Raw genomic sequence first — 20,744 nt, 5'->3', positions numbered from 1 at the left:
CAGGGGCCGAGACCTTCCCGTGCGCCGGGTTGCAGCGCGAAGACTCCGTGCAGGTCGAAGAGCGGCGTCATCAGTTCACACCGTTCGCCCTATCGCAGGTGAAGCCCAGCGGCGCGCCGTTGAACTCGCAGCCGAGTCCGAACGCCGCCTGCAATGTCGCCACCAGCGCATCGTGGTTGTACGGGTTCGGATCCTGCAGCGGGTGCAGCCGGTGGTTGCGGATCACGACCGTGGCGATTCGCCCGCCGCCGGGAACGGTACGCCGGCTGTCAAGCTGCGGTCCCAGCCCCGATCGAGGCAGTCCGCGGCGCGCACGGCGCCCCCACGCCCGCGGCGGCACAGATCCCGCGCGGCGGCACGGGTGTGGGCGTGCCGGGACAGCGTGACGCCACGGCCAGGGCGCGCCGCCGGCGGCGTTGCGGTGGCGGCTACAGCAGCGCCGGGCCGAGCTCCACGCCGAGCAGCACTTTGCCCACGGTCTCCAGCGTCGGCTGCTGCACGATGACATGCTGTGTCAGCGCGTGCACGTCGCGGAAGCAGCGCTCCAGCGGGCTGCTTTCGTAGATGCTGGTGGCGCCGCCGGCGTTATACAGCAGATCGACGGCCTGCGCCGATTGCAGTACGGCCGTCGTGGCCGCCAGCCGCACCAGGGCGCGGACCCGCTCGTCCAGCATCTCGCCCGCACAGGTCATAGCCCAGGTCTCCTCCGCCGTCTCATAGAGAAAGGCGCGGGCCGAGCGCACGAGCGCTTCGGCACGGGCCAGATCGGCCTGCACGGCGGCGCGTTCGCGCAGCAGGCTCGTTTGCCCGGTCGGCGTTTTCGCCTGGGCGAGCTCGCCGAGCGCCTCGATCGCATGGCGGGCAATGCCGAGGCCCACCGGTGCGACCTCGGCGGCGAGGAACGAGATCAAGGGATACTGGTAGAGCGCTTCGGGCCGCTGTGGCCGCCCGACGAAGGCCTGCATGCAGTACTCCTCCGGCACAAAGGCGTCGGCGATCGCGAAGTCCGTGCTGCCGGTGCCGCGCAGGCCGGAGACGTGCCAGGTGTCGAGGATCTGGTAGTCCGCGGTGGGCAGCAGCGCCATGATCGCCTCGGGCAGGCCGAGCGGACCGAGACGCGGCGCCTCGCCGTCGAACACCACGCAGCCGCAGCCCATCAGCTGTGTGTGACGGATGCCGCTGCCGAACGGGAAGCGCCCGGAGATGCGGTAGCCGCCCTCGACGCGCACGGCCTTGCCGCGCGGCACGATCGAGCCGCCCGCGATGAGATCGGGATAGCGCGCGTAGAGGTCACGGGTGGTCTGTTCGGGGAAGAACGCCGACAGATAGCCCGTCGTGGCGCCGATCATGTAGGTCCAGCCGGTCGAGCCGTCGGCCCGCGACAGCTCCTCGATGATGCGCAAGAAGTCGGGCAGTTCCAGCTCGGGGCCGCCGAGCGCCGCCGGCTTTGTCGCGTCCCAGAGGCCGGGGGCGCGCAGCGCCTCCACGAGCGCCGGCGTCATGTCGCGTTCCTGTTCGCTCGCCTCCGCCAGTTCGCGCACGCGCGGCGCCAGCTCTCGCGCCGCCCGCAGCAGGTCCGTCGCGGTGGTGGTCGTCATCGTGAAGCTCCTTCGCCTGCCCCGGTGGACGCGAACGATCGCGCGTCGTCGAGCCGCGGCTCCGACGATCTGGACGATTCAGGGCATGGTCTTGTGACAATGCGCGCGACACTCTCCAGAGGATACGGCCGCGGACCGGTCGTTGCACGGCGCTTGCGCCTGCGATCGTTGCGTACCTGCAAGCCGGCGCCGGCGATCGCGGCGCTCACCCGATCCCCCGCCCCTTTTCCGTGGCCCAGGCGATGCGCTCGTCCAGCCGGCGCTGCAGGAAGAGGGTGAGCGGGCGGAAGCCGCTCCCCAGCCAGAAGCGGGCGCCGGGCAGGTTGGCGCTGAGGAAGTTGAGCTGGCACCAGGCCGCGCCGTGCTCGCGCGCCCGCGCCAGCGTCGCGTCAAACAGCGCCGAGCCGAGGCCGCTGCCGCGCTCCTCCGGCGCCGTCCAGGCGTCGAAGATGTAGACGCAGCGCTCGGGCGCGACCATGTCCTCCGGCGGCGGGCCGAAGCTGAAGCCGCCCAGGAGTTGACCGTCGCGTTCGGCCAGCAGCGCGCCGCCCGCCGGGTCAGAAAGCAGTGCGGTCAGCTCGCGGCGCAGGTCGGGCAGCGTTTCGGGCAGGTAGGGCGCGAACATCGGGCTCGCCGCCTGATGCCGGTTGACAGCATCGCTGAAGCGCAATACAGCGTCGAGGTTGTCCAGCGTGGCTGCGCGGAGGGTGATGCCGGCGGGCAGCGCTGCTCCGGCCACCGGCCGTGTGTCGCGCAGGCCATGAACGGCGAGCTGGCCGAAGCCGAGCGCGAACCAGGCATCGAGCGCGTCGCGGTCGCCGGCGTGAAGGCCGATGTGGTGCGCGAAGGAGCCGGCTGCCACCCAGCGTTCGGCCAGTTTCGCGTACAGGGCACGGTAACACTCGCCGGCGAGTGCCGGCTGCGCGGCGTGGCTGGTGATCCAGCCGGCGCGCGGCGGGTCGAGCAGGGCGCGGAAGCTGACGGGGTTCGGCAGCTCGATCGCGCCGATCAGATAACCCGCCAGCCGCCCTTCATGCAGTGCGGCGAAGCCTTCGGCGCGCGGCGCCGCTAACGCCCGCTCGATCGCGCTTCGGGCGGCCGACGGGTCTGCAAGCAGTGCAGGCAGCGAGGGCTCGCGCTCGTACGCGGCCTTGCCGCGCAGCGCCAGCAACGCCGCGGCCGGGCCAAGATGGTCGTCGGAGAACGGGACGATGTGCATGGGCAAAGACCTGCTCGCCTGGTGCGTTCGGCGCCCTTCGCGGGCCGGCGCCGGGTTCCCCGGCTGCGGCGAGCGCTGTCATTCATTTTTCAGTGTGTGAGTGCGCGAGCTCACCATAACGGAGGCAGTGTCGGTTCGTATGTCTGGTCGCGCACGCGCACAACGCCGCGTGTGCCCGTGCGCACGCTGGACCCCCGGCGCCGGACCCGGCCAGCGTGAAGCTGCCGGAGCATGCTGCTGGTCGACGGCGATGACGCGGAACGTGCCTTGCTGCACCGCCTGCTCGACGCCGACGGCCGCTTCGATCTTCCGGGCGATGGCCACCCGGCGCAACGGCGCACTCGATCTGCCGTGCCTTCATGCGCTGATCGTGGCAGCCCCTTGCCGCCCGCCGCCGCGATCAGCCGCACCGTCTCCGCGGCGCCCGCGCCGTGCAGATCGAGCACGGCGACGCCCACCCGGTCGCGCGCCAGCCGGCAGGCGATCGCCCGGCCAATGCCGGAGGCGCCGCCGGTGACGATCGCTACTGCTCCGTAGGCGGACCGTTCCGCCATCGTCATCGCCTCGCCGATCGGCGTCGGAACGAGGAAATCGGAACAAGGCTCTTCTCCACACTCCATTTCCTACTTCCTCGTCGCTACTGCTGCAGGAACGGCTCCAGCACGGCCAGGAAGCCGGCCGTGTTCTGCGAGTGGACGTTGTGGCCGCTCTTTGCCACTTCCACAAGCCGGCCGCGGGCCAGCGTCCTGGCGAAGCGCTCCGCCATCTCCGGCAGCAGCACGTTGCTCTGCGCCCCGCGCACGATTAAGACCGGGCAGGGAATGCGCGCCACCTCTTCGTAGCCTGGCCGGTCGATGCGCGCCGCATTCTCGGCGGCGGTCGTCGCCGGCGGCTCCGGGTCGTCCAGCTCCACCACCTGCGTCTGTCGCGGCCGCCACTCCAGCCGGTCGCGGTGGTCGTGCTTGCTCACGAACTTGCCGTCGGCCCGCTGCATCAGGTTGTAGCGCACCGTGCGGTTGATGTGCTCCCGCGTGCGGAACGGGTCGTACGCCGCCACGCGGTCGACGAACTCGTCCAGCGAGTTCACTTCGTGCACGCTGCTGACGAAGTTGCCGATGTACTTCGCCCCCGCGGCCCCCACCTCCGGTCCCACGTCCACGATCACCGCCTTGCGCGCCAGCTCCGGGTAGGCGACTAGCAGCGTCATCGCCACGATGCCGCCCATCGAGTGTCCGGCCACCACTGGATGGTCGATGCCCAGCGTTTCGAGCAGCCTGTGCGCGTCGTCCGCCTTGGCGTGGCGGTCGGCCGCGCCGTCGCGGGGCCATTCGGTGTCGCCGTGGCCGCGCTGGTCGAGGGCGATGATGTGGTAGCGATCGGCCAGCTCCAGGCTGACGAGGTCCCAGCTGTGCGCCGTCTGATTGCCGCCGTGCAGGAAAAGCAGCGCGGGCGCCGCCGGGTCGCCCCACTCCAGGAAGTGGAAGCGCAGGCCGTTGACCACCGTGTTGCGCGAGACGTAGCGGACGCCGTGCGGCGCGCGCAGGCCCAGGTCGTGAGCGCTCGCCACCAGGCTGGCGAACTCGTCAGATTTGGTCATATCGAGCGGCTCAAGCCCCTGCGCAAAGCTGTTGAAGTAGGACATGCGGCACACCGCCTTCTCCCCGCTGCTCAGCGGCGGGTTGTCGTTCGCGCGTCTGCACGCGGCCGGCGCTCTGCCGGCATGATACGACGCCCCGCGCACCGTTCATCTGGCCGCCGCGGCGACGAAGAAGTGGAGTTGACGATCGACGGCTCGCCGGACACGCTGGTGCTGGCGCAGAGCACCGATCCGGCCGCGTTCGGCGGCGTGTACATCGAGCGGCGCGAGGAAGGGTGAGGGCAAGGCGATGGCGGACTTCTCGAAAATGGGCGTCGAGCCGACGCTGGCGGCGCAGTACAGCCACCTGGTCGGGCGCCTGCTGCTGTACAGCACGCTGGCGGTCGATGGGCTGACGGTCGATCAGTTGAGCGACACGCACGGCGGCCGCGCCAACGCGATCGGCTTCGACGTCTGGCACGTGGTGCGCACGACGGACAACATTATCCACTTCGTCTTCGAGCGCGAGCAGCCGGTTTGGCTGACGGGCGGCTTCCACGAACGCTGGGGGTTGCCGAAGGTCGATCAGGGCACGGGCATGAATCCCGGCGAAGCCTACGCGCAGAAGTACCCCGAGCCGGAGGAGTTCAAGCGCTACATCCGCGCGGTCGAAGAGGCAGTGGTGCCGCGCATCGCGGCGATGGACGCGGCGTACCTGGCCACCGTGCAGTTCATCCGCCCCTGGGGTGAGATCCCGCATATGGAGGCGATCGGCCACGGCCTGATCGGCCACGGCAACGGCCATCTCGGCCGCGCCTGCCTGGCGCGCAGCCTGCTCGGCCTGAAGGGCTTGCCGTACTGAGATGCCCGCGCGGCCATCGCACCGCGTCTGGCGGGTTCGAACGTGCCGCTGCGCCCTTCAGTGCCGCGGGCGTTTCAGCGCTTCACGGCTGAGCGCACAGCCCGCATTGCCCTCGTCACGGGCGCCGGGCCGGGCGGCGGCCGGCGATCATGCGGACGGGTGAAGCGGCGCGTCGAGGAACGGCGAGACGATCGCAACCAGCCAGTCGGCGCGGTCGAGCATGCCCAGGTGCGTCGTCCCCGGCAGCACGGCGAGCTGGGCGGCCGGGAGCCCCGCCAGGTCGCCGAAGACGCCCCCGCCGCGCAGCCGAAACAGCTCGACCGCGTGCTCGGGACGGATCCCGTCGGCGTCGCCGAGCACGATCAGGGTGGGCGCGCCGATCGCCCGCACTGCCTCGGCCGGCCAGGTATAGGGGGTCATGTCAAGCTGCCGCAACTTCGCGACCAGCGCGGCGAAGGCCCCGGGGTGGGGCGCCGTGCGGTCGTATGCCCCGCGCCAGGGGGTACCGTCGAACAGCTCCGGCTTGATCTGCTCGATGCCGGCCAGCACCTCAGGGTACATGCCCTCGCTCGTATAGGAAGCCGAGGCCACGATCAGCTTGCGGACCACTTGCGGGTGGCGCAGGGCGATCTGCAGGGCGACGCCGCCGCCCAGGCTGTAGCCGTAGACGTCGGCGCTCTCGACCCCGACGTGACGCAGGAGGGCTGCCGTGTCGTCCGCCAGGTTTTCGTAGGTGATCGGGCGGTCGATGTCGGCGGTGTGCCCATGCCCCTGAAACTCGACGGCGATGACCTGGCGGCTCCTGGCCAGCTCCGGCACCAGCTTGCCCATCAGCTCGATCGTCATGAAGGAGCCGTGCAGCACCACGAGCGGCTGCCCCGTGCCGTGGATCTCGTAGTACATCTTCAGCCCGTTCACCGGGGCGTAGCCGGTCTGGCGGTCAGCGTCTTCCATCCGGGCTTCCTTGGCTTCCATCGCGACGCCGCACCGTGCCGGTGCCCGACCGCTGCGCTGCACGCATGCGCCGGGGCTGCAGCGACGCGCTTGCGGCCCGCATTGAGCCCCGGACCGGCTCCGGGCGAAACCGGGCTTTGCCAGCGCGGGATCGGCCATGCCGGGCGCCATTTGCAGGGTAGCAGCGATCGCCGCGCTACGCCGAATCGACCAGCGCCGTCCTGCACGACTGGCCGGACGTGAACGACGGAATCGCCAGGCCGCTGGTCTTCGGCGTTGGTACCATGGACGAGTGAGGGCTGCAGCCGCGCGGCCAACGCAAGGCCAAGGATTCGCGATGCGCAAGATCATCGTGTTCATGTCGGTGTCGCTCGACGGCTTCTTTGAGGGGCCGCACCACGAGCTCGACTGGCAACTGGTCGACGACGAGCTGCACCGCCACTTCAACCAGCAACTCGGCGCGATGGGCGCCTTCCTCGACGGCCGCGTCACCTACGAACTGATGGCCGGCTACTGGCCGACCGCCGACGCGGACCCCGCGAGCGGCGAGCCCGAGAAGGAGTTCGCGGTCATCTGGCGGGAGATGCCGAAGTTCGTCTACTCCCGGACCCTGGCGCGGGCCGGCTGGAACACCACGATCGTGCGCGAGGTCGTGCCTGAAGCGGTCAGGGCGCTGAAGGCGCAGCCGGGGGGCGACCTGGCGCTCGGCGGAGCCAGCCTCGCCGCGGCCTTCCGGCGCCACGGCCTGATCGACGAGTACCGGCTCTACGTCCACCCGGTCGTCATCGGCCGGGGCAATCCCCTGTTCCAACCCTCAGACGCCGCCTTTACGCTCCGGCTCGCCGAGACCCGCAGCTTCGGCAGCGGCGTTGTCCTTCTCCGCTATCAGTGCCCCGATGCGCCCGACGGGAGATAAAGCACGCCAGCCGGATGCGGCCATGTGCGGGCGCTGCCGCGGCGCTTATGTCCGCCCTTGCTGGCTGCGCCTGCCGTTTGGTGGCATCTTGGAAGAAGCAAGGAGCGCAGACGGATGACGACGACGGCAGCGGCACTTCCTCTGAGCACGTTCTACGGCGGCTGGGAGATGTACCAGCGCAACCTGGCCGAGATCATCGCGCCGCTTTCGCCCGAACAGCTCGTTCTGCCCGCGTCATCGCGCCACTACTCGATCGGAATGGTGACGCAGCACGTCATTGCCAACCGCGTCTGGTGGTTTCACGTGTGGATGGGCGAGGGCAGCCCCGATCTGGCCCCCATCGCCCACTGGGACCCCGCGGACCCGGTGGAGGTGCCCCCGCGCTCGTCCGCGGAGCTGGTCACGGGCTTCAAAGCTACCTGGCAACTGGTTGCCGACGTCCTCGCCCGCTGGACGCCCGCCGATCTGAGCCAGCGTTTTGCGCCGCCGCCGCAGATGCGCGAGGAAGAGCGGCGCGCCATCGGCGAACGCACGCGCCAGTGGATCATCTGGCACGTGCTCGAACATGAGATCCACCACGGCGGCGAGCTCTCCCTCGCCCTCGGCGGCTACGGCCTGGAGCGCATCTACGGCACCCTGTAGGTTCAACAGGCACGAAGGGCTCGGTGCTGCACACGAGGCTCGGCCTGGCGAACGACCGCGCTGACTCGCCTGCCTCCGGCGTCGCCACCATGCAGCTGTGAAGTGCGCCGCGAGCAGCGCCGGCTGCACATCGAATCGCCACCGCGCGAGGGGGCTGAACGCGCTGGACCGGGGCGCTACGCTCGGACGGGTGCGTGCGCCTTGAGGAAGCGGCGCGCGTGCTCCACGGCCGCGTCGATGTGCTCCGGCGAATCCTTCCAGGGATAGATCGTCACCTCGGCGTGCGGAGCGAGGCCGGCCACCTCCATCGCGACGGCGTACGGGTGCGCGGGCACGTCGTCTGGCGCGATCAGCAGCGGCGTCTGGATCGTGCGGACGAAGTCGCGCGGCACGGTGAAGACGAAGTCGGCGTGGTTGGTGTACATGCTGGTGAGGAAGTCGTGGACCATCTCCATCGTGATCTCGGGGCGCTTCGCGCACAGCCCCGGCCCCCAGCCCTTGATGTTGTTCTGGTAGAAGAGGTCCGGCAGCTCCGGCCGGAAGCCGCTCGGCTGCATCATCGCCGCCGCGACGATGCGCTCCGGCGCCCGCTTGATCAGGTTGTGGATCATCGGCCCGCCGATGCAGAAGCCCATCACCAGGAACTCGCGGATACCCAATTCGTCCATCAGCCCGAGCTGATCGTCGGTGTAAGCGTCCCAGGGGCGGTCGATCTCCAGCGGGCCGCTGGACTGGCCGGGATTGGCGTTGCGCAGGTCGGCGCAGATGCAGCGGAAGTCGTCTTTGTACCGGTCCATGGGGTTGAAGGGCGAGGCGGTCTGCCAGGAGGAGAGCGCCGAGTTCAGTCCGCCGCCCGGAATCAGCAGCAGGGGGAAGCCCGAACCAACCTCTGCGTAGTGGATGCGGACGGGTCCACGTTCGTAGAACGCCATGGCGCTCACGCTCCTTCAAGCTGGGCCGGCTCGGTTTGTCGATGCCAATGCCTGAGCTTGACACAGCAACAGGGCGTTCCGAAAGACCCTGCAGTCTGCGGTTAGGACGTTACTGGCCGGGCGCCGCAGCGACGCCGCGCAGGAGCACCCGGCAGACGCGGTCCGGGAGGTGGCGCTGAAGCACCAGCTGGCCGGCCATCCGGCTGAGCGAAGTGGCCGGGTCGCGGCGGCCGCCATCCGTGCTACTGTGACAGCGCCGTGTCCCGGAGCGGGGAGGAGGCAACGACGATGACGATGACGGCCTACACCGAGGCGCTGCTCAGCCGCGACGGCGCCGTGGCCACGATCACTCTGCACCGGCCCGAGCGGCTCAACGCCTTCACGCCGAAAATGGAAGACGACCTGCGCGCCGCGATCGCCGAGGTGCGCGCCGATGCCGCCGTGCGCGCCGTGGTGCTCACCGGCGCCGGCCGCGCCTTCTGCTCCGGCGCCGACGTGAACGCCTGGGACGCGCGCCTGCGCGAGGGCGGCGAGCCGTCGGCCGTCGATCGCTGGCGCCAGAATGAGCAGCGCCACGCCATGCCGCTCGGTCTGCACGAGCTGGAGAAGCCGGTGATCGCGGCGGTGAACGGCGCGGCGGTGGGCATGGGCATGGATATCGCCCTCGCCTGCGACCTGCGCCTCTGCGCCGAGAGCGCCCGCTTCGCCATGCTCTACATCAAGCGCGGCCTCGTGCCCGATGAAGGCGGCGCCTGGTTCCTGCCGCGGCTGGTGGGGCTGGCGAAGGCGTACGAGCTGATCTTCACCGGCGATTTCGTGCCGGGGCCGGAGGCGGAGCGCATCGGGCTGGTCAACCGCTGCCTGCCCGACGCGGAGCTGGCCACGGCCGCGCGCGAGCTGGCGGAACGCATCGCCGCCGGCCCGCCGATCGCGCTGGCGATGGCGAAGCGGGCGATCCGCGAAGGGCTGGGGCTGCCGCTGCGCGGCCACTTCGACGCGATCGGCTACTACATGAGCGTGCTCAACAATACGGAGGACGTGGCCGAGGGCATGCGCGCCTTCGTCGAGCGCCGGGCGCCGGCCTTCCGCGGCCGCTGATACCGGTTCAGCTCGGCGAAGCCGGCCGTTCGAGATCGCGCCGCAACGCGGGCGGGCGACGGTCCTGCGCTGTGCCGCGGTAGGGGCAGTTGCGGCAGCCGCAGCCGCAGCAGAAGCCGCGGCGCAGCAGAAAATCGCGCGTCGCCACCATCAGACCGTCTTCGTTCAGCTCAAAGTCGGGCATCGCCTCGCATCCGGCCGTGCCTTCAGCGTAGCGTGCCGCTTTCTGGCCCGCCCGCGTGACCGTATGGCCCCCGCGGGCTAGCGTAGCAGGCAGAGCGGCGGCGAGCGAACGCGGCGGCCGAGTGGGTGATGCGGGGATGAGCGAGCAAGAGCTGGCGAGCGGCCTGGTCGAAATCGAGCGCGAAGGGCGCATCGCCCGGGTGCGGCTGAACCGGCCGGAGAAGCTGAACGCGCTCAGCCGCGAGCTGACGGCCGCGCTCGCGGAGGCGTTCGCCGGCTTTGCCGGCGACCGCAGCGTGGCGGCGATCGTGCTCTCCGGCAACGGGCGCTGCTTCAGCGCCGGCGCCGACGTGAACCAGTTGCGCGAGCTGGACGGCGCCACGGGCCGCGCCTTCATCACGCACCTGCACGAGCTGATGGCGGCGATCCGCGCTCTGCCGCAGATCGTGATCGCCGCCGTGCACGGCTACTGCTTCGGCGGCGCGGCCGAGCTGGCCGCGGCCTGCGACATCCGGATCGCCGCCGGCTCGGCCCGCTTCGGCATGCCGGAGATCAAGGTCGGGCTGCCCTCGGTGATCGAGGCGGCGCTGTTCGTACCGCTCGTCGGCCTGGGTCGCGCCGCCGACTTCGTGCTCAGCGGCGACGAGTGGGATGCGGCCGCGGCGCAGCGCTACGGCCTGGTCACGCGCGTGGTGCCGGCGGAGGCGCTGGCCGCGGAGAGTGCGCGGCTGGCGGAGCAGATCGCCGGCTTCAGCGGTCCGGCGCTGCGCCTGCAGAAGCAACTGATCCGCGCCTGGGCGGGCGAGGCGATCGACCGCGCGATCGAGCGCGGCATCGAGATCTTCGCCCACGCATACGACACGCCCAACCCGCGCGAGGCGCTGGACGCGCTGCGCGAGCGGCGCCCGCCGCGCTTCAGCGTGGGCTGAGCGGTCGCCGCTTTCCACTCGTGCCCTGCCGGACCGGCTTTGAGCAATGATGCTGCACGGCGCTCGGAAGCCGGCGACAGTCCCATCTACGCGCGATGCCGCGCCACGCGGGCGGTGAAGATCTCCTGGATGCCGGTGCGCGTGTCGGTCCAAAACGGGAAGAAGCCCAGGTTGCTCGCCGCAAGCCCGAAGTAGTCGCCGATGAACGTCACCCACGGGTCGCCGTGCGACAGCGGCGCATCTACCGTCGGGTCCCACGGTTGGTCGGTCACCAGTGCTCGCCGGCTGAACGGCGTGCCGCTGCCGGTCGTCGCCGCCAGCACCACGTCGATCCGTGGGAGACCGGCCGGCGGGCTGCCTTTGGCACCGAACTCGTAGAAGGCACAGCCGATCGCCCCATCCGGCATTGAGGCGAGCTGGGGATGGAAGTCGTGTTGCCCTGCCGGGGATGCGACCGCTCCCGTGAGCAGCGGCTCGCCCGCCGCCGTGCCCTCCCAGGTCGCACCGCCGTTTGCGGAGCGGCGGTAGTAAACGCGCGAGACCCCTTCGCGGTAGTCGGCCCAGGCCACCACCAGTTCGTTGGCCAACCCTGCACAGATGACGGGAAACGTCACGACGCGGAAGTGCCCGCCCGGGAGTTGCGTCCACTCGTCCGTTTGCGGCAGCGGCGGCGAGGTCAGCGGGCTGATGCCGCTGGCCACGATGCTGGGCGCCGAAAAACTCTCGCCGCCATCAGTGGAACTGACGCGCTTAATTACGTCGCCGGCGATCCAGATGATATGCACCGTCCCGTCAGGTGCGATCGCGATCTCGGGGGCGAAGGAATCGTGAACCACCGTGTCGAGCCCCTCCCCCACCGGCCGCGCCCCGACCCCTCGCCAGGTTGCACCGTGGTCGGTGGTGCGGGCGAAAGAGAGGCGGTGATCGGTGTCCCAGGCTGCATAGACGCGCCCGACATACGGACTGGCCGGAGTCGTATCACCCGCCACCGCCTGCTTGTCGTCGGCGTCGCTTGTCGGAGCCGGATGGGGATGGATGAAGTTGGGAGCGCTCCAGCTCATGCCGCCGTCGCTGGAGCGGTAGACCGCGATACCCAGCGTGAAGTACGGCCCGTTCTCGCTTGGAAAGGGCAGGGCGACGAGGTAGACGTTGCCGGCGTCGTCCCAGGCCACGACCGGGTCGGAGACGCCTGCCCAGGTCTTGTCCGGGTCCGGATCGGTAAGCAGTTGCAGGGGCGGTGACTCTTGCCACGTCTGGCCGCTGTCGGTGCTGTAATAGGCGGCGAGGGTGAAGCCGTAGTGGGTAGGGTCGATGAATCGCTTGGAGGCGCCGACCAGCGCAAGGGCATTGTGCGGGTTGATGGCGAGAGCGGACTCGCTGCGCGCGTTCAAGGGAGTGGCGCTGTGGCTCACCTGGACGTTGGCGCCGACCGGCCCAAACACCCAGTGAGGCAGTGGGCGTTCCATGCAGCCCTGCTCTCCCAGGCTGGCACGGATGGCCGCCAACTCGTCCGATGCGATCTGAATCCCACGTTCCAGGTCGTGCCGCTGAGAAGGGTCGGTTGCATGCGCGAGGCTGGCCGGCAACAAGCCCAGCGTCCGTGAAACCGCCGCCTCATCGCGGCGCAACTGGTCACAGTCGCCGCCGGCATCGCCGCCACCGCCGGATCCTGGTCGAGGTAGGGGGTGATGAGGCCCGGATGGTGAACCCGGCTCCGCCATCGTCGTGCTCCTGTGCTCTTGCGCCCCGGGGATGGCCGCCCGACCCCTCCCGATGCGCCCGGCAGGCTCGACGCACAGTGGCGCCGGCCGGCGCAGCCTGCCCCTAGCCTGCCTATGAGGATCAACGCGCTGCCGTGGTAGATTCGGCCAGAGAGCGCGGTGTAGACGGCGGCAGACGACGAGAATACGTGCCGTGGGTACGTGGAGGAGGCGGCGTCGAATGCACGGATTCGCCGGCGTCAGCGGCACGAACCCTCAGGGCAACTGTTGCGGTCAGACCAGGCGAGCAGGGGCGCCGCGAACGGAGCTCAAGCGAGACGGCAACCGCTCAACCCGCGTTCTGCGGTACGAAGCCTTCGCCGTTTCCTGGTCGCGCACCAGCGTTGGCCTCGCCGCCGGGGCGTGCCCGGCTACTGCTCGTACTTCTTGAACAGCAGCGTGGCGTTGTGGCCGCCGAAGCCGAAGGAGTTGGTCATCGCCACGTTCACCGGCAGGCAGCGGGCGCTGTTCGGCACGTAGTCCAGGTCGCAGTCCGGGTCGGCATGCTCGTAGTTGATCGTGGGCGGAATCGTGCCGCTCTGGATCGCCTGCACGCAGAAGCCCGCCTCGATCGCGCCGGCCGCGCCGAGCAGGTGGCCGATCATCGACTTGGTCGAGGAGACGGGTACGCCAAACGCCTTCTCGCCGAAGACGGTCTTGATCGCCTGCGTCTCGAACTTGTCGTTGATCGGCGTCGAGGTGCCGTGGGCGTTGATGTAGTCCACGTCCTCCGGTTGCAGCCCGGCCTGCTTCAGCGCCCGGCGCATGGCGCGCACGCCGCCCTCGCCGCCCTCGATCGGCTGCGTGATGTGGTTGGCGTCGCCCGTGGCGCCGTAGCCCACCAGCTCGGCCAGGATCGGGGCGCCGCGCTGCACGGCGTACTCCAGCTCCTCCAGCAACAGCACGGCCGAGCCCTCGCCCATCACAAAGCCGTCGCGCTCGGCGTCGAAGGGCTGCGAGGCGTGCGCGTCGGTGCGCAGTGTGAGCGCCTTGCAGGAGGCGAAGCCGGCGAGGCCGATCGGCACGATCGCCGCCTCCGAGCCGCCGGCGATCATCGCCTTCGCGTCGCCGCGGCGGATCACCTCGCAGGCGTTGCCGACGGCGTCGGCGCCGGTGGCGCAGGCGGAGACGGTACAGAAGTTCGGCCCGCGGGCGCCGGTGTGGATGCTGACCAGGCCCGAGGCCATGTCCACGATCATCATCGGGATCAGGAAGGGGCTGACGCGGCCCGGCCCCTTCGTGCGCATGATCTCGTACTGCTCGGAGAGGGTGATGATGCCGCCGTTGCCGGAGCCGATCACCACGCCCACGTCGTCGGCGTTGTCGGCGTCGATCACCAGGCCGGCCGCGTCCAGCGCCTCGCGCGCGGCGGCGATGGCGAGCTGGATGAAGCGATCCGTGCGCCGCGCCTCTTTGCGGTCCATATAGTTGGTCGGCTCGAAGCCCTTGACCTCGGCGGCGATCTTCGCCTCGAAGTCGGTCGTATCGAACGAGGTGATCGGGCCGATGCCCGACTGGCCGCGCGTGATCGCGCTCCACGTCTCGCCGGCGGTGAGGCCGACCGGACTGACCATGCCGAGGCCGGTTACGACGACTCGCTGTGTCACGCTGTCCTCTCAAGCGGGGTGGTTGGCCGCGCCGGCACGGCGCCAGCTCGCGCTGTGGCTTGCATTCTAGTCGGCTGCGCGCCTAGAAGCACGCCGGCCGTGTTGCCGACGCCGGCCCTACAGATACGCCCCGCTCGGCGGCAGGCCGAGCAGCACCTGGCCGACCGTCTCGAAATTCGCCGGCCAGATCTGCGCGTGCGCCGTGGCCGTGTGCACGTCGCGGAAGCAGCGTTCCAGTGGATTCGCCTCGTAGATGCTGCTGGCGCCGCCGGCGTTGTACATCAGGTCCACCGCCTGTGCCGCGGTGATGCCGGCGTGCGTGGCCGCCAGCCGCAGCTGCGCCCGCTGGTCCAGTGTGGCCGGCTCGCCGCGCAGGGCGCACGCCCAGGTTTCTTCCACCGTCTCGCGCAAGAAGGCGTCGGCTGAGCGCAGCAGCGCCTCGGCGCGGGCCACGCCGGCCTGCACGGCGGCGCGCTCGCACAGCAGGCTCGTCTGGCCGGTCGGCGCCTTCGCCTGCGCCAGCGCCAGCAGCGCCTCGATCGCGGCGCGGGCGATGCCCAGCGGCACGGCGCAGACCGTGACGGCGGCGATGCTCATGTAGGGGAAGCAGAAGAGCGGATCGTCGGGCCAGGGGCGCTCGGTGGGATCGGCCGTCAGGCGGGTGAAGGTGTGCTCCTCCGGCACGAACTGCCCGCGCACGGCGAAGTCGTCGCTGCCGGTGCCGCGCAGGCCGCCCGTATGCCAGGTCTCCACGATCTCCGCCTGCTCGGCGGGAAAGAGCACGAAGCGGAAGACGGGTGTGCCGTCCGGCCGTGTGCGCGGCGCCGTCTCGTCGTCGTAGAGGCGGCAGTTGCCCCACAGCCAGCTCGCGTGGTGGCAGCCGCTGTTGAACGGCCACTGTCCGCTGACGCGGTAGCCGCCGGGCACGGCCACGGCGCGGCCGCGCGGCTGGCCGCTGCCGGCGGTGATCGCATCCGGGTCCAGCCCCCAGATGGCGCGGGCCACGTCCTCGCGCACGAAGCCGGCGAACATCGCCTGCTCCATGCCGATCATCAGGTTCCAGCCCACGGCGCCGTCCGCGCGCGAAACCTCCTCGATCACGCGGATCGCCGTGAGCGGGTGGCCGTCGATGCCGCCCAGCGCCCGCGGCAGCAGGATGCGGAACAGCCCCGCCGCCTTCATCGCCTCGATCAACGGCAATGGCACGCGCCGCCCGCGCTCGATCTCCACGCGCCGCGCCTGGGTCTGGGGCGCCAGCGCCCGCGCCGCGGCGACCAGCTCGGCGCGCGAACCCGGCAGCGCGGCGTCCGCGGGCGCCGTCATGGCCGCTCCTCCGGCCCGACCACGTCGTCGGCGAACACCAGCTCTTCGCTGCCCTCCAGCGACGGATCTTCGGGAGCGCTGAGGTAACGCACCAGCAGCCAGGCGCCGTCGCGCGGGTTGCGTACGACCTCGCCGATCGCGTCGCCGGAGAGGCGCACGCGGGTGCCGGGCGCGATCTCCAGCAGGTTCCAGGCGCGGCGGACGGGCGGCGGCGGTGTGGCGTCGTGCCCCGGGTCGTGCTCTGGCATCGCGCACCTCGCTGCATATGACCGGCAGGGACGGTCCAGGGTCAGTATAGGGTGGGGCGAGCAGCACGTCGCCGCGCCGGGCGCCCGCGAGGTGTAGACGGCGCATGGCCCGGACGGAGCATCGCCCCTACGCCGCGCGGACGCGCGGCGGACACGATCGCAACCGCGGTAAGGATGGCGATGATCGCGGCCGTCTCCGCAAGCTTACAGGTGGGTCCAAAACCGGGCGGCACGCTCCCAGCTCTGCCTGGATCGCCGGTGCATGCCCGGCCCCGGTCCATCTCTCATGCGAGGCAGGGTGCGGAGGAACGTGCGCGTGCGCTGGAGCGAGGTGGCAGCGGAGCTGGCGCCGGAGGTCTACTCGCTGATCGTCAACCGCTTCATGGCGGGCCGGGGCTGCGCCTATCTCGCCGCGCGGGCGGCCGAGCGCGACGCCGAGTTGGTCGTGCTGGTGCGCAACCTTGACGACGCCTTGTGCTGTCTGCGCGAGATGCGGGCGCTGCTCGCCGAGCACGCGGCGCGGCATGAGCCGCCGGCCGCCGGCGCGGCGGCAATCATGCCGTCCGCGCTTGCCGCCGGCGCCGGCCTGCCGGCCGAGCCCCGGCGCCTGGCCGCGGCGCTGAACGAAGCGGTCAACTGCGCGGCGCACGCGGCCGCGGAGATGAGCGGCGACGGCGAGTACACCTGGCTGCTGGGCCACCTCGACGAGATGGTGTTCAGCCTGGCGTTGGCCCGCCTGTTGAGCGCGCTGCTGTTCACGAGCTGACGGCCGCCGGCACGGCTCCCTGGCGCAACTCGCCGCCCCCGATCGCCGACGAGAGGTTGAGCGTGGGACGGGCTGTGATTCTTCCCGCGGAACCGGGCGCCGTCTGCCGCCCGCCGCGCGATTCGACCCATGGCAACCGGTCGTGGGCAAGACCCCGCTGTGCCGGCCGGCGCGCCGCGTGCCTGCGCCTCGGGCGTGGTTACAATAGCGGCGGCAGGGCGAGACGCAGCCGGGTGCGGCCGGCGGGCGCGCCGCTGGCAGAAAGACCGCTTCCGTGCCCTGGTGCCCGTTTCCGGGTCTCGTGTTCCACTTCTCGAAGGGTTGGTTGCGAGTGAGTCGCCGCGAAACCCCGTGAGCAGGAGGCGCGAATGGCGGCAAATCCTCCCTCAGAGCCGGCAGCGGGTCAGCGACCCGCCCTGGGCCTCGCCGGCCTCACCGTCCATGCCATGGCGCTGATTGCGCCCGGCGCCTTCCTCTGGACGACGTTCCAGACGCAGGCGGCGCTGACCAAGGGCACGAAGACCACGGCGTCCGACATGTTCTTCTCGCTCTTCGCCGTGCTGGTCATCGCCTGCCTCACGGCGCTCTGTTACTCCGAGCTGGCGAATCTCTACCACCAGGCCGGCGCCGGCTCCTCGTACGCCTTCGCCGAGGCCGCCTTCCTCGACAAGGAGAAGGCGCAGCACCGCAAGTGGGCGCGCATGGCGAAGATGTCCGCCGGCTGGATCTCGCACCTCTATTACTGGGTCTATCCGGGTGTGCTTGTCGCCTACATCGCCACGCTGGTCGTCTATGTCGTCGGCATTTTCAGCCCGAGCACGACGGTGAACAGCGGCGTGCAGGTGCTGATCGCCGTCGCCTCCGCTGCGCTGATCGGTTACATCGCCTTCCGCGGCCTGATCGGCTCGACGAAGGCGGCGCTGGCGGTCAGCGTGATCCAGTTCGCCATGCTGCTGATCGTCTCGGTGCTGGCGATCGTCTTCCGCGCCACGCACGGCAAGGTCGTCTACGAGCACAGCAGCGCCCTGGACGTGATCACGCCGCACAGCCCGACGAACGTCGTTTATCAGGGCACGATCGCGATCCTGCTCGTCGCCGGCTTCGAGTCGGTGACGGCGCTGGGCGCCGAGGCGAAGAACCCGAAGCGCCACATCCGCCAGGCGATCCTGCTCTCGCTGGCCATCCAGGGCATCTTCGCCTACCTGTTCGAGTACTTCGCCGCCAACTACTTCATCGGCAACCAGATCGTGGGCACGGGAACAGATCTGAATACTGAGCTAACGGGCTATGCCTCGGCCGCGGCCTCCAGGGCGCCGCTGGGCGACTTCCTCACGTACATGGGCGACCACTGGTTCAGCAACCTCGGCATCGCCTTCGCCACGATCGTGGCGGTCACGGTGGTGCTGGCGCTGGTGGGCAGCATCCTCTCGGCGATGAACACCGGCGTGCGCATTACGTCGGCGATGGGCCGCGACAAGGAGATGCCGGGGCTCTTCGGCTTCCTGCACGGCAAGTACGCCACGCCCCACTACGGCGTGTTGCTGATGGTGGTCGTCTCGGCGCTCCTTGGCGCCTACGGCGTGCTGGGGATCAACAACCTGACGCAGATCACGCTCGCCTCCAACGTCGGCACGTTCGCGCTCTACGGCCTCACCTGCCTCGTCACTCTGGTGGCGTTCTGGAGCCTGCGCGATCGCCATGTGGTGCGGCATACGATCGTGCCGTTTGCCGGCGCCGTGCTCAACATCTTCATGATGCTGGCGGTGTTCTACGTCGCCTTCAGCGACCGCGGCGATTCGTCGCGCAACGGACTGAAGGCGCTGGTGATGGTTGCGGTGTGGGTGCTGCTGGGCGTGGTCTGGTTCGTCTGGAACTCGGCGCGGCAGGGCCGCGCGCTGCTGCATGCCGCCGGCTGACGCCGCGCCCGGCCGCATGCGGTCACGCACGCGCTCCAGCGCCGTCATCGATCGTGCCGGGGTCGCGGAGTGACGGAGATTCGGAGACGGAGCACGCGGTGCAGAACTACGAGCCCAGCATGAGCTTCGGCGAGGACGCCGCCGCGACGTACGACGCCGTCCCGCGCGGCGACGAAGCCGCGGCGGTCGCCTTCCTGGCCGAGCGTGCCGGCGACGGCCCGGCGCTGGAACTGGCGATCGGCAGCGGCCGCCTCGCCCTGCCGCTGGCCGCCCGCGGCCTGCGCGTCGACGGCGTCGACTTCTCCCCCGCCATGGTCGCCCGGCTGCGGGCCAAGCCGGGCGGCGCCGCGATCGCGGTGACCCTGGGCGACTTCGCCGCCGTGCCGGTGCCCGGCCGCTACCGCCTGATCTACCTGGTGTTCAACACGCTGTTCAACCTGCTGACGCAGGACGCCCAGGTGCGCTGCTTCGAGAACGTGGCCGCCCACCTGACGCCGGGCGGCGTGTTCGTGGTGGAGGCGTTCGTGCCGGCATTTCTCTACCGCCTGCGCCAGGACCAGTACGTGGACGCTGAAGCGGTGGGCGTCGCGGAGGTGCGGCTCGACGTGGGGCGGCACGACCCGGTGGCGCAGCGGCTGGAGGAGAGCCACGTGTCGCTGTCCGCCGCGGGCGTGCGTCTCAGCCCGATCGTCACGCGCTACGCCTGGCCGAGCGAGCTGGACCTGATGGCGCGGATCGCCGGGCTGCGCCTGCGGGAGCGCTGGGGCGGCTGGAGCCGCGAGCCGTTCACCGCCGCCAGCGCGGCCCACGTCTCCGTCTACGGCCGCTGAGCCGGCGCCTCGCCTTCGCCGCGCCGGAGGCCGATCAGCCGCGCGGCAGGCCGAGGCCGCGCGTGGCGATCACGGTGCGCTGGATCTCGCTGGTGCCGGCGAGGATCGTCGCCTGCACCGCGTGCAGGTGGGCGAAGGCGATGAAGCCCGCGGCCGGCGCCCGCGGCTCGCCCTCGTAGAGCTGGCCGTACAGCCCCATGATGCGCGTGCCCGCGTTGGCGATGCGCTGGTTCAGCTCCGAGCCGAAGACCTTGGACATCGAGGCCTCGTGGTTCGGCACCAGCCCGCGCGCCTGCATCCAGGCCACGCGGTAGCAGAGCAGCCGCCCCACGTGCAGCGCGATCTGCAGATCGGCGAGCTGCGCCCGCACGCCGTCGTCCGCGCCCTGCTCCTGCGCGTATTCAACGATCGCGTCGAGCACGCGCTGGCCGGAGACGACGCGGTCGATGCCCGAGCGCTCGAAGTCGAGCGTGGTCAGGGCCACGTACCAGCCGCGGTTCTCCGGCCCCAGCATCTGGCCGGCGGGCACACGCACGTTGTCGAAGAACGTCTCGCACAGGTCGGCCCGGCCCGTCAGGTGCGTCAGCCGCCGCACGGAGACGCCGGGCGTCTTCATATCAAAGAGGAAATACGAGATGCCGCGATGCTTGGGCGCATCGGGGTCGGTGCGAGCCAGCAGGTGGATCCAGTCCGAGCGGAAGGCGCCCGTGGTCCAGATCTTCTGGCCGTTGATCAGGTAGTCGTCGCCGTCGCGCACGGCCCGCGTCTGCAAGGAGGCGAGATCCGAACCAGCTCCCGGCTCGGAGAAGCCCTGGCACCAGGCGATCTCGGCGCGGGCGATCGGCGGCAGGAAGCGGCGCTTCTGTTCCTCCGTGCCGTGCAGCATGATCGCCGGCGCGATCACGCTCGCGCCCTGCCCCAGCGGCGCCCCGGCGATCGCCGCCTCCTCGCGGAAGATCAGCTGTTGCACCTGGCCGGCGTCCTGGCCGCCGTAGGCTTTGGGCCAGGCCATCGTCAGCCAGCCGCGCCGGGCCAGTTGCCGCTCGACGGCGCGGGCGCGGGCCGTGTCTTCGCCCTGGTCGAAGCCGCCGAAGCCGGGCATCGGCCCCAGCTCGGCGAAGAAGTCGCGCACCTCGCGGCGGAACGCCTGCTGCTCGGGCGTGAAGCTGAATTCCACGTCGCGCTCCTCTCTGCTGAGTTGGCCGCCGCGCCAGGCTAAGCGAGCCGCTGCCGGAAGAGCGCCAGCGTGCGCTGCCAGGCGTCCCGCCTCGCTCCCCCGTTCTCGCGGTCACCATAGCACCCGCGGCACGGCAGGCGGCGCCGCGAACAGCGGAATCGGCGTGCGCCGCCGTCGCCGTTGCGGCAGACTGAGCGGCAGCACGACC

Annotated in this window: 20 protein-coding genes and 1 pseudogene; 8 read left to right on the top strand and 13 right to left on the bottom strand. The window is 70.6% G+C overall.

Going from position 1 to position 20,744, the window contains the following annotated elements; translation table 11 throughout:
• Positions 1–70 precede the first annotated feature (70 nt).
• The 5 genes and pseudogenes from VKV26_08575 to VKV26_08555 form a co-directional block, all read right to left on the bottom strand.
• Positions 71–226, bottom strand: coding sequence for a hypothetical protein (locus tag VKV26_08575; GenBank protein ID HLZ69945.1), 156 nt, complete (start codon positions 224–226; stop codon positions 71–73).
• Positions 227–428: 202 nt separating this feature from the next.
• Positions 429–1,598 carry an acyl-CoA dehydrogenase family protein gene (locus VKV26_08570; GenBank protein HLZ69944.1) on the bottom strand — a complete coding sequence of 390 codons (1,170 nt, stop codon included), beginning with the start codon at positions 1,596–1,598 and terminating at the stop codon, positions 429–431.
• A gap of 205 nt (positions 1,599–1,803) precedes the next feature.
• Positions 1,804–2,817, bottom strand: a complete 1,014-nt coding sequence (locus VKV26_08565; GenBank protein HLZ69943.1) for a GNAT family N-acetyltransferase — start codon at positions 2,815–2,817, stop codon at positions 1,804–1,806.
• Positions 2,818–3,200: 383 nt separating this feature from the next.
• Positions 3,201–3,371, bottom strand: a pseudogene (locus VKV26_08560) (SDR family NAD(P)-dependent oxidoreductase).
• 83 nt (positions 3,372–3,454) lie between these two features.
• Positions 3,455–4,459 (bottom strand): alpha/beta hydrolase, encoded by a 1,005-nt coding sequence (locus tag VKV26_08555; protein ID HLZ69942.1) that lies wholly within the window; start codon positions 4,457–4,459, stop codon positions 3,455–3,457.
• Positions 4,460–4,703: 244 nt separating this feature from the next.
• Between VKV26_08555 and VKV26_08550 the strand changes: the two genes are divergently transcribed.
• Positions 4,704–5,255 (top strand): DinB family protein, encoded by a 552-nt coding sequence (locus tag VKV26_08550; GenBank protein HLZ69941.1) that lies wholly within the window; start codon positions 4,704–4,706, stop codon positions 5,253–5,255.
• 147 nt (positions 5,256–5,402) lie between these two features.
• Here the strand turns inward: VKV26_08550 and VKV26_08545 are convergent, their stop codons facing one another.
• Positions 5,403–6,209, bottom strand: a complete 807-nt coding sequence (locus VKV26_08545; protein ID HLZ69940.1) for an alpha/beta hydrolase — start codon at positions 6,207–6,209, stop codon at positions 5,403–5,405.
• A gap of 337 nt (positions 6,210–6,546) precedes the next feature.
• Here VKV26_08545 and VKV26_08540 point away from each other — a divergent pair, with 337 nt between their 5' ends.
• Positions 6,547–7,125, top strand: a complete 579-nt coding sequence (locus VKV26_08540; protein HLZ69939.1) for a dihydrofolate reductase family protein — start codon at positions 6,547–6,549, stop codon at positions 7,123–7,125.
• A gap of 114 nt (positions 7,126–7,239) precedes the next feature.
• Complete coding sequence (locus VKV26_08535; GenBank protein ID HLZ69938.1) at positions 7,240–7,767, top strand: DinB family protein; 528 nt, start codon at positions 7,240–7,242, stop codon at positions 7,765–7,767.
• Positions 7,768–7,943: 176 nt separating this feature from the next.
• Here VKV26_08535 and VKV26_08530 read toward each other — a convergent pair whose 3' ends face one another.
• Positions 7,944–8,699 (bottom strand): alpha/beta hydrolase, encoded by a 756-nt coding sequence (locus tag VKV26_08530; GenBank protein ID HLZ69937.1) that lies wholly within the window; start codon positions 8,697–8,699, stop codon positions 7,944–7,946.
• Between the two features lie 288 nt (positions 8,700–8,987).
• On the opposite strand from VKV26_08530, the gene VKV26_08525 reads away from it, so the two are divergent.
• The gene (locus tag VKV26_08525; protein HLZ69936.1) at positions 8,988–9,797 is read left to right on the top strand and encodes an enoyl-CoA hydratase-related protein; all 810 of its coding nucleotides are present in this window, start codon (positions 8,988–8,990) and stop codon (positions 9,795–9,797) included.
• Positions 9,798–9,804: 7 nt separating this feature from the next.
• Here VKV26_08525 and VKV26_08520 read toward each other — a convergent pair whose 3' ends face one another.
• The gene (locus VKV26_08520; protein ID HLZ69935.1) at positions 9,805–9,981 is read right to left on the bottom strand and encodes a DUF5522 domain-containing protein; all 177 of its coding nucleotides are present in this window, start codon (positions 9,979–9,981) and stop codon (positions 9,805–9,807) included.
• 136 nt (positions 9,982–10,117) lie between these two features.
• On the opposite strand from VKV26_08520, the gene VKV26_08515 reads away from it, so the two are divergent.
• Entirely contained in the window at positions 10,118–10,909 is a 792-nt protein-coding gene (locus VKV26_08515) for an enoyl-CoA hydratase-related protein (GenBank protein ID HLZ69934.1), read from the top strand.
• A gap of 86 nt (positions 10,910–10,995) precedes the next feature.
• On the opposite strand, the gene VKV26_08510 is transcribed toward VKV26_08515, so the two are convergent.
• The 4 genes from VKV26_08510 to VKV26_08495 all read right to left on the bottom strand — a co-directional run bounded on the left by VKV26_08510 (position 10,996) and on the right by VKV26_08495 (position 15,847).
• Entirely contained in the window at positions 10,996–12,375 is a 1,380-nt protein-coding gene (locus tag VKV26_08510) for a sialidase family protein (GenBank protein ID HLZ69933.1), read from the bottom strand.
• Between the two features lie 665 nt (positions 12,376–13,040).
• The gene (gene fabF, locus VKV26_08505; protein ID HLZ69932.1) at positions 13,041–14,276 is read right to left on the bottom strand and encodes a beta-ketoacyl-ACP synthase II; all 1,236 of its coding nucleotides are present in this window, start codon (positions 14,274–14,276) and stop codon (positions 13,041–13,043) included.
• A gap of 117 nt (positions 14,277–14,393) precedes the next feature.
• Positions 14,394–15,599: an acyl-CoA dehydrogenase family protein gene (locus VKV26_08500; GenBank protein HLZ69931.1), complete on the bottom strand. Its 1,206-nt coding sequence runs from the start codon at positions 15,597–15,599 to the stop codon at positions 14,394–14,396.
• Positions 15,596–15,847 (bottom strand): hypothetical protein, encoded by a 252-nt coding sequence (locus tag VKV26_08495; protein ID HLZ69930.1) that lies wholly within the window; start codon positions 15,845–15,847, stop codon positions 15,596–15,598. Before VKV26_08495 ends, VKV26_08500 begins: the two co-directional genes overlap by 4 nt.
• Positions 15,848–16,163: 316 nt before the next feature.
• Between VKV26_08495 and VKV26_08490 the strand changes: the two genes are divergently transcribed.
• The 3 genes from VKV26_08490 to VKV26_08480 all read left to right on the top strand — a co-directional run bounded on the left by VKV26_08490 (position 16,164) and on the right by VKV26_08480 (position 19,359).
• Positions 16,164–16,613 carry a hypothetical protein gene (locus VKV26_08490; GenBank protein HLZ69929.1) on the top strand — a complete coding sequence of 150 codons (450 nt, stop codon included), beginning with the start codon at positions 16,164–16,166 and terminating at the stop codon, positions 16,611–16,613.
• A gap of 368 nt (positions 16,614–16,981) precedes the next feature.
• Positions 16,982–18,529, top strand: a complete 1,548-nt coding sequence (locus tag VKV26_08485) for an APC family permease (protein HLZ69928.1) — start codon at positions 16,982–16,984, stop codon at positions 18,527–18,529.
• A 98-nt stretch (positions 18,530–18,627) separates the two neighbouring features.
• Positions 18,628–19,359, top strand: a complete 732-nt coding sequence (locus tag VKV26_08480; protein HLZ69927.1) for a class I SAM-dependent methyltransferase — start codon at positions 18,628–18,630, stop codon at positions 19,357–19,359.
• Between the two features lie 34 nt (positions 19,360–19,393).
• On the opposite strand, the gene VKV26_08475 is transcribed toward VKV26_08480, so the two are convergent.
• Positions 19,394–20,536 (bottom strand): acyl-CoA dehydrogenase family protein, encoded by a 1,143-nt coding sequence (locus VKV26_08475; protein ID HLZ69926.1) that lies wholly within the window; start codon positions 20,534–20,536, stop codon positions 19,394–19,396.
• Between the last annotated feature and the right edge of the window lie 208 nt (positions 20,537–20,744).

This window comes from Dehalococcoidia bacterium (assembly GCA_035310145.1).
Classification (GTDB): Bacteria; Chloroflexota; Dehalococcoidia; order CAUJGQ01; family CAUJGQ01; genus CALFMN01.
The sequence above is the reverse complement of the archived record's forward strand: the minus strand, read 5'-3'. Positions and strand labels throughout refer to the sequence as shown.

What these genes read in the sequence shown, in the direction of transcription:
- VKV26_08515 (HLZ69934.1), top strand. Translation starts at nt 10,118, where the DNA reads ATGAGCGAGCAAGAGCTGGCGAGCGGCCTGGTCGAAATCGAGCGCGAA.
- VKV26_08570 (HLZ69944.1), bottom strand. Translation starts at nt 1,598, where the DNA reads ATGACGACCACCACCGCGACGGACCTGCTGCGGGCGGCGCGAGAGCTG.
- VKV26_08545 (HLZ69940.1), bottom strand. Translation starts at nt 6,209, where the DNA reads ATGGAAGACGCTGACCGCCAGACCGGCTACGCCCCGGTGAACGGGCTG.
- VKV26_08495 (HLZ69930.1), bottom strand. Translation starts at nt 15,847, where the DNA reads ATGCCAGAGCACGACCCGGGGCACGACGCCACACCGCCGCCGCCCGTC.
- VKV26_08500 (HLZ69931.1), bottom strand. Translation starts at nt 15,599, where the DNA reads ATGACGGCGCCCGCGGACGCCGCGCTGCCGGGTTCGCGCGCCGAGCTG.
- VKV26_08520 (HLZ69935.1), bottom strand. Translation starts at nt 9,981, where the DNA reads ATGCCCGACTTTGAGCTGAACGAAGACGGTCTGATGGTGGCGACGCGC.
- VKV26_08550 (HLZ69941.1), top strand. Translation starts at nt 4,704, where the DNA reads ATGGCGGACTTCTCGAAAATGGGCGTCGAGCCGACGCTGGCGGCGCAG.
- VKV26_08555 (HLZ69942.1), bottom strand. Translation starts at nt 4,459, where the DNA reads ATGTCCTACTTCAACAGCTTTGCGCAGGGGCTTGAGCCGCTCGATATG.
- VKV26_08510 (HLZ69933.1), bottom strand. Translation starts at nt 12,375, where the DNA reads ATGGAACGCCCACTGCCTCACTGGGTGTTTGGGCCGGTCGGCGCCAAC.
- VKV26_08485 (HLZ69928.1), top strand. Translation starts at nt 16,982, where the DNA reads ATGGCGGCAAATCCTCCCTCAGAGCCGGCAGCGGGTCAGCGACCCGCC.
- VKV26_08525 (HLZ69936.1), top strand. Translation starts at nt 8,988, where the DNA reads ATGACGATGACGGCCTACACCGAGGCGCTGCTCAGCCGCGACGGCGCC.
- VKV26_08535 (HLZ69938.1), top strand. Translation starts at nt 7,240, where the DNA reads ATGACGACGACGGCAGCGGCACTTCCTCTGAGCACGTTCTACGGCGGC.
- VKV26_08540 (HLZ69939.1), top strand. Translation starts at nt 6,547, where the DNA reads ATGCGCAAGATCATCGTGTTCATGTCGGTGTCGCTCGACGGCTTCTTT.
- VKV26_08530 (HLZ69937.1), bottom strand. Translation starts at nt 8,699, where the DNA reads ATGGCGTTCTACGAACGTGGACCCGTCCGCATCCACTACGCAGAGGTT.
- VKV26_08565 (HLZ69943.1), bottom strand. Translation starts at nt 2,817, where the DNA reads ATGCACATCGTCCCGTTCTCCGACGACCATCTTGGCCCGGCCGCGGCG.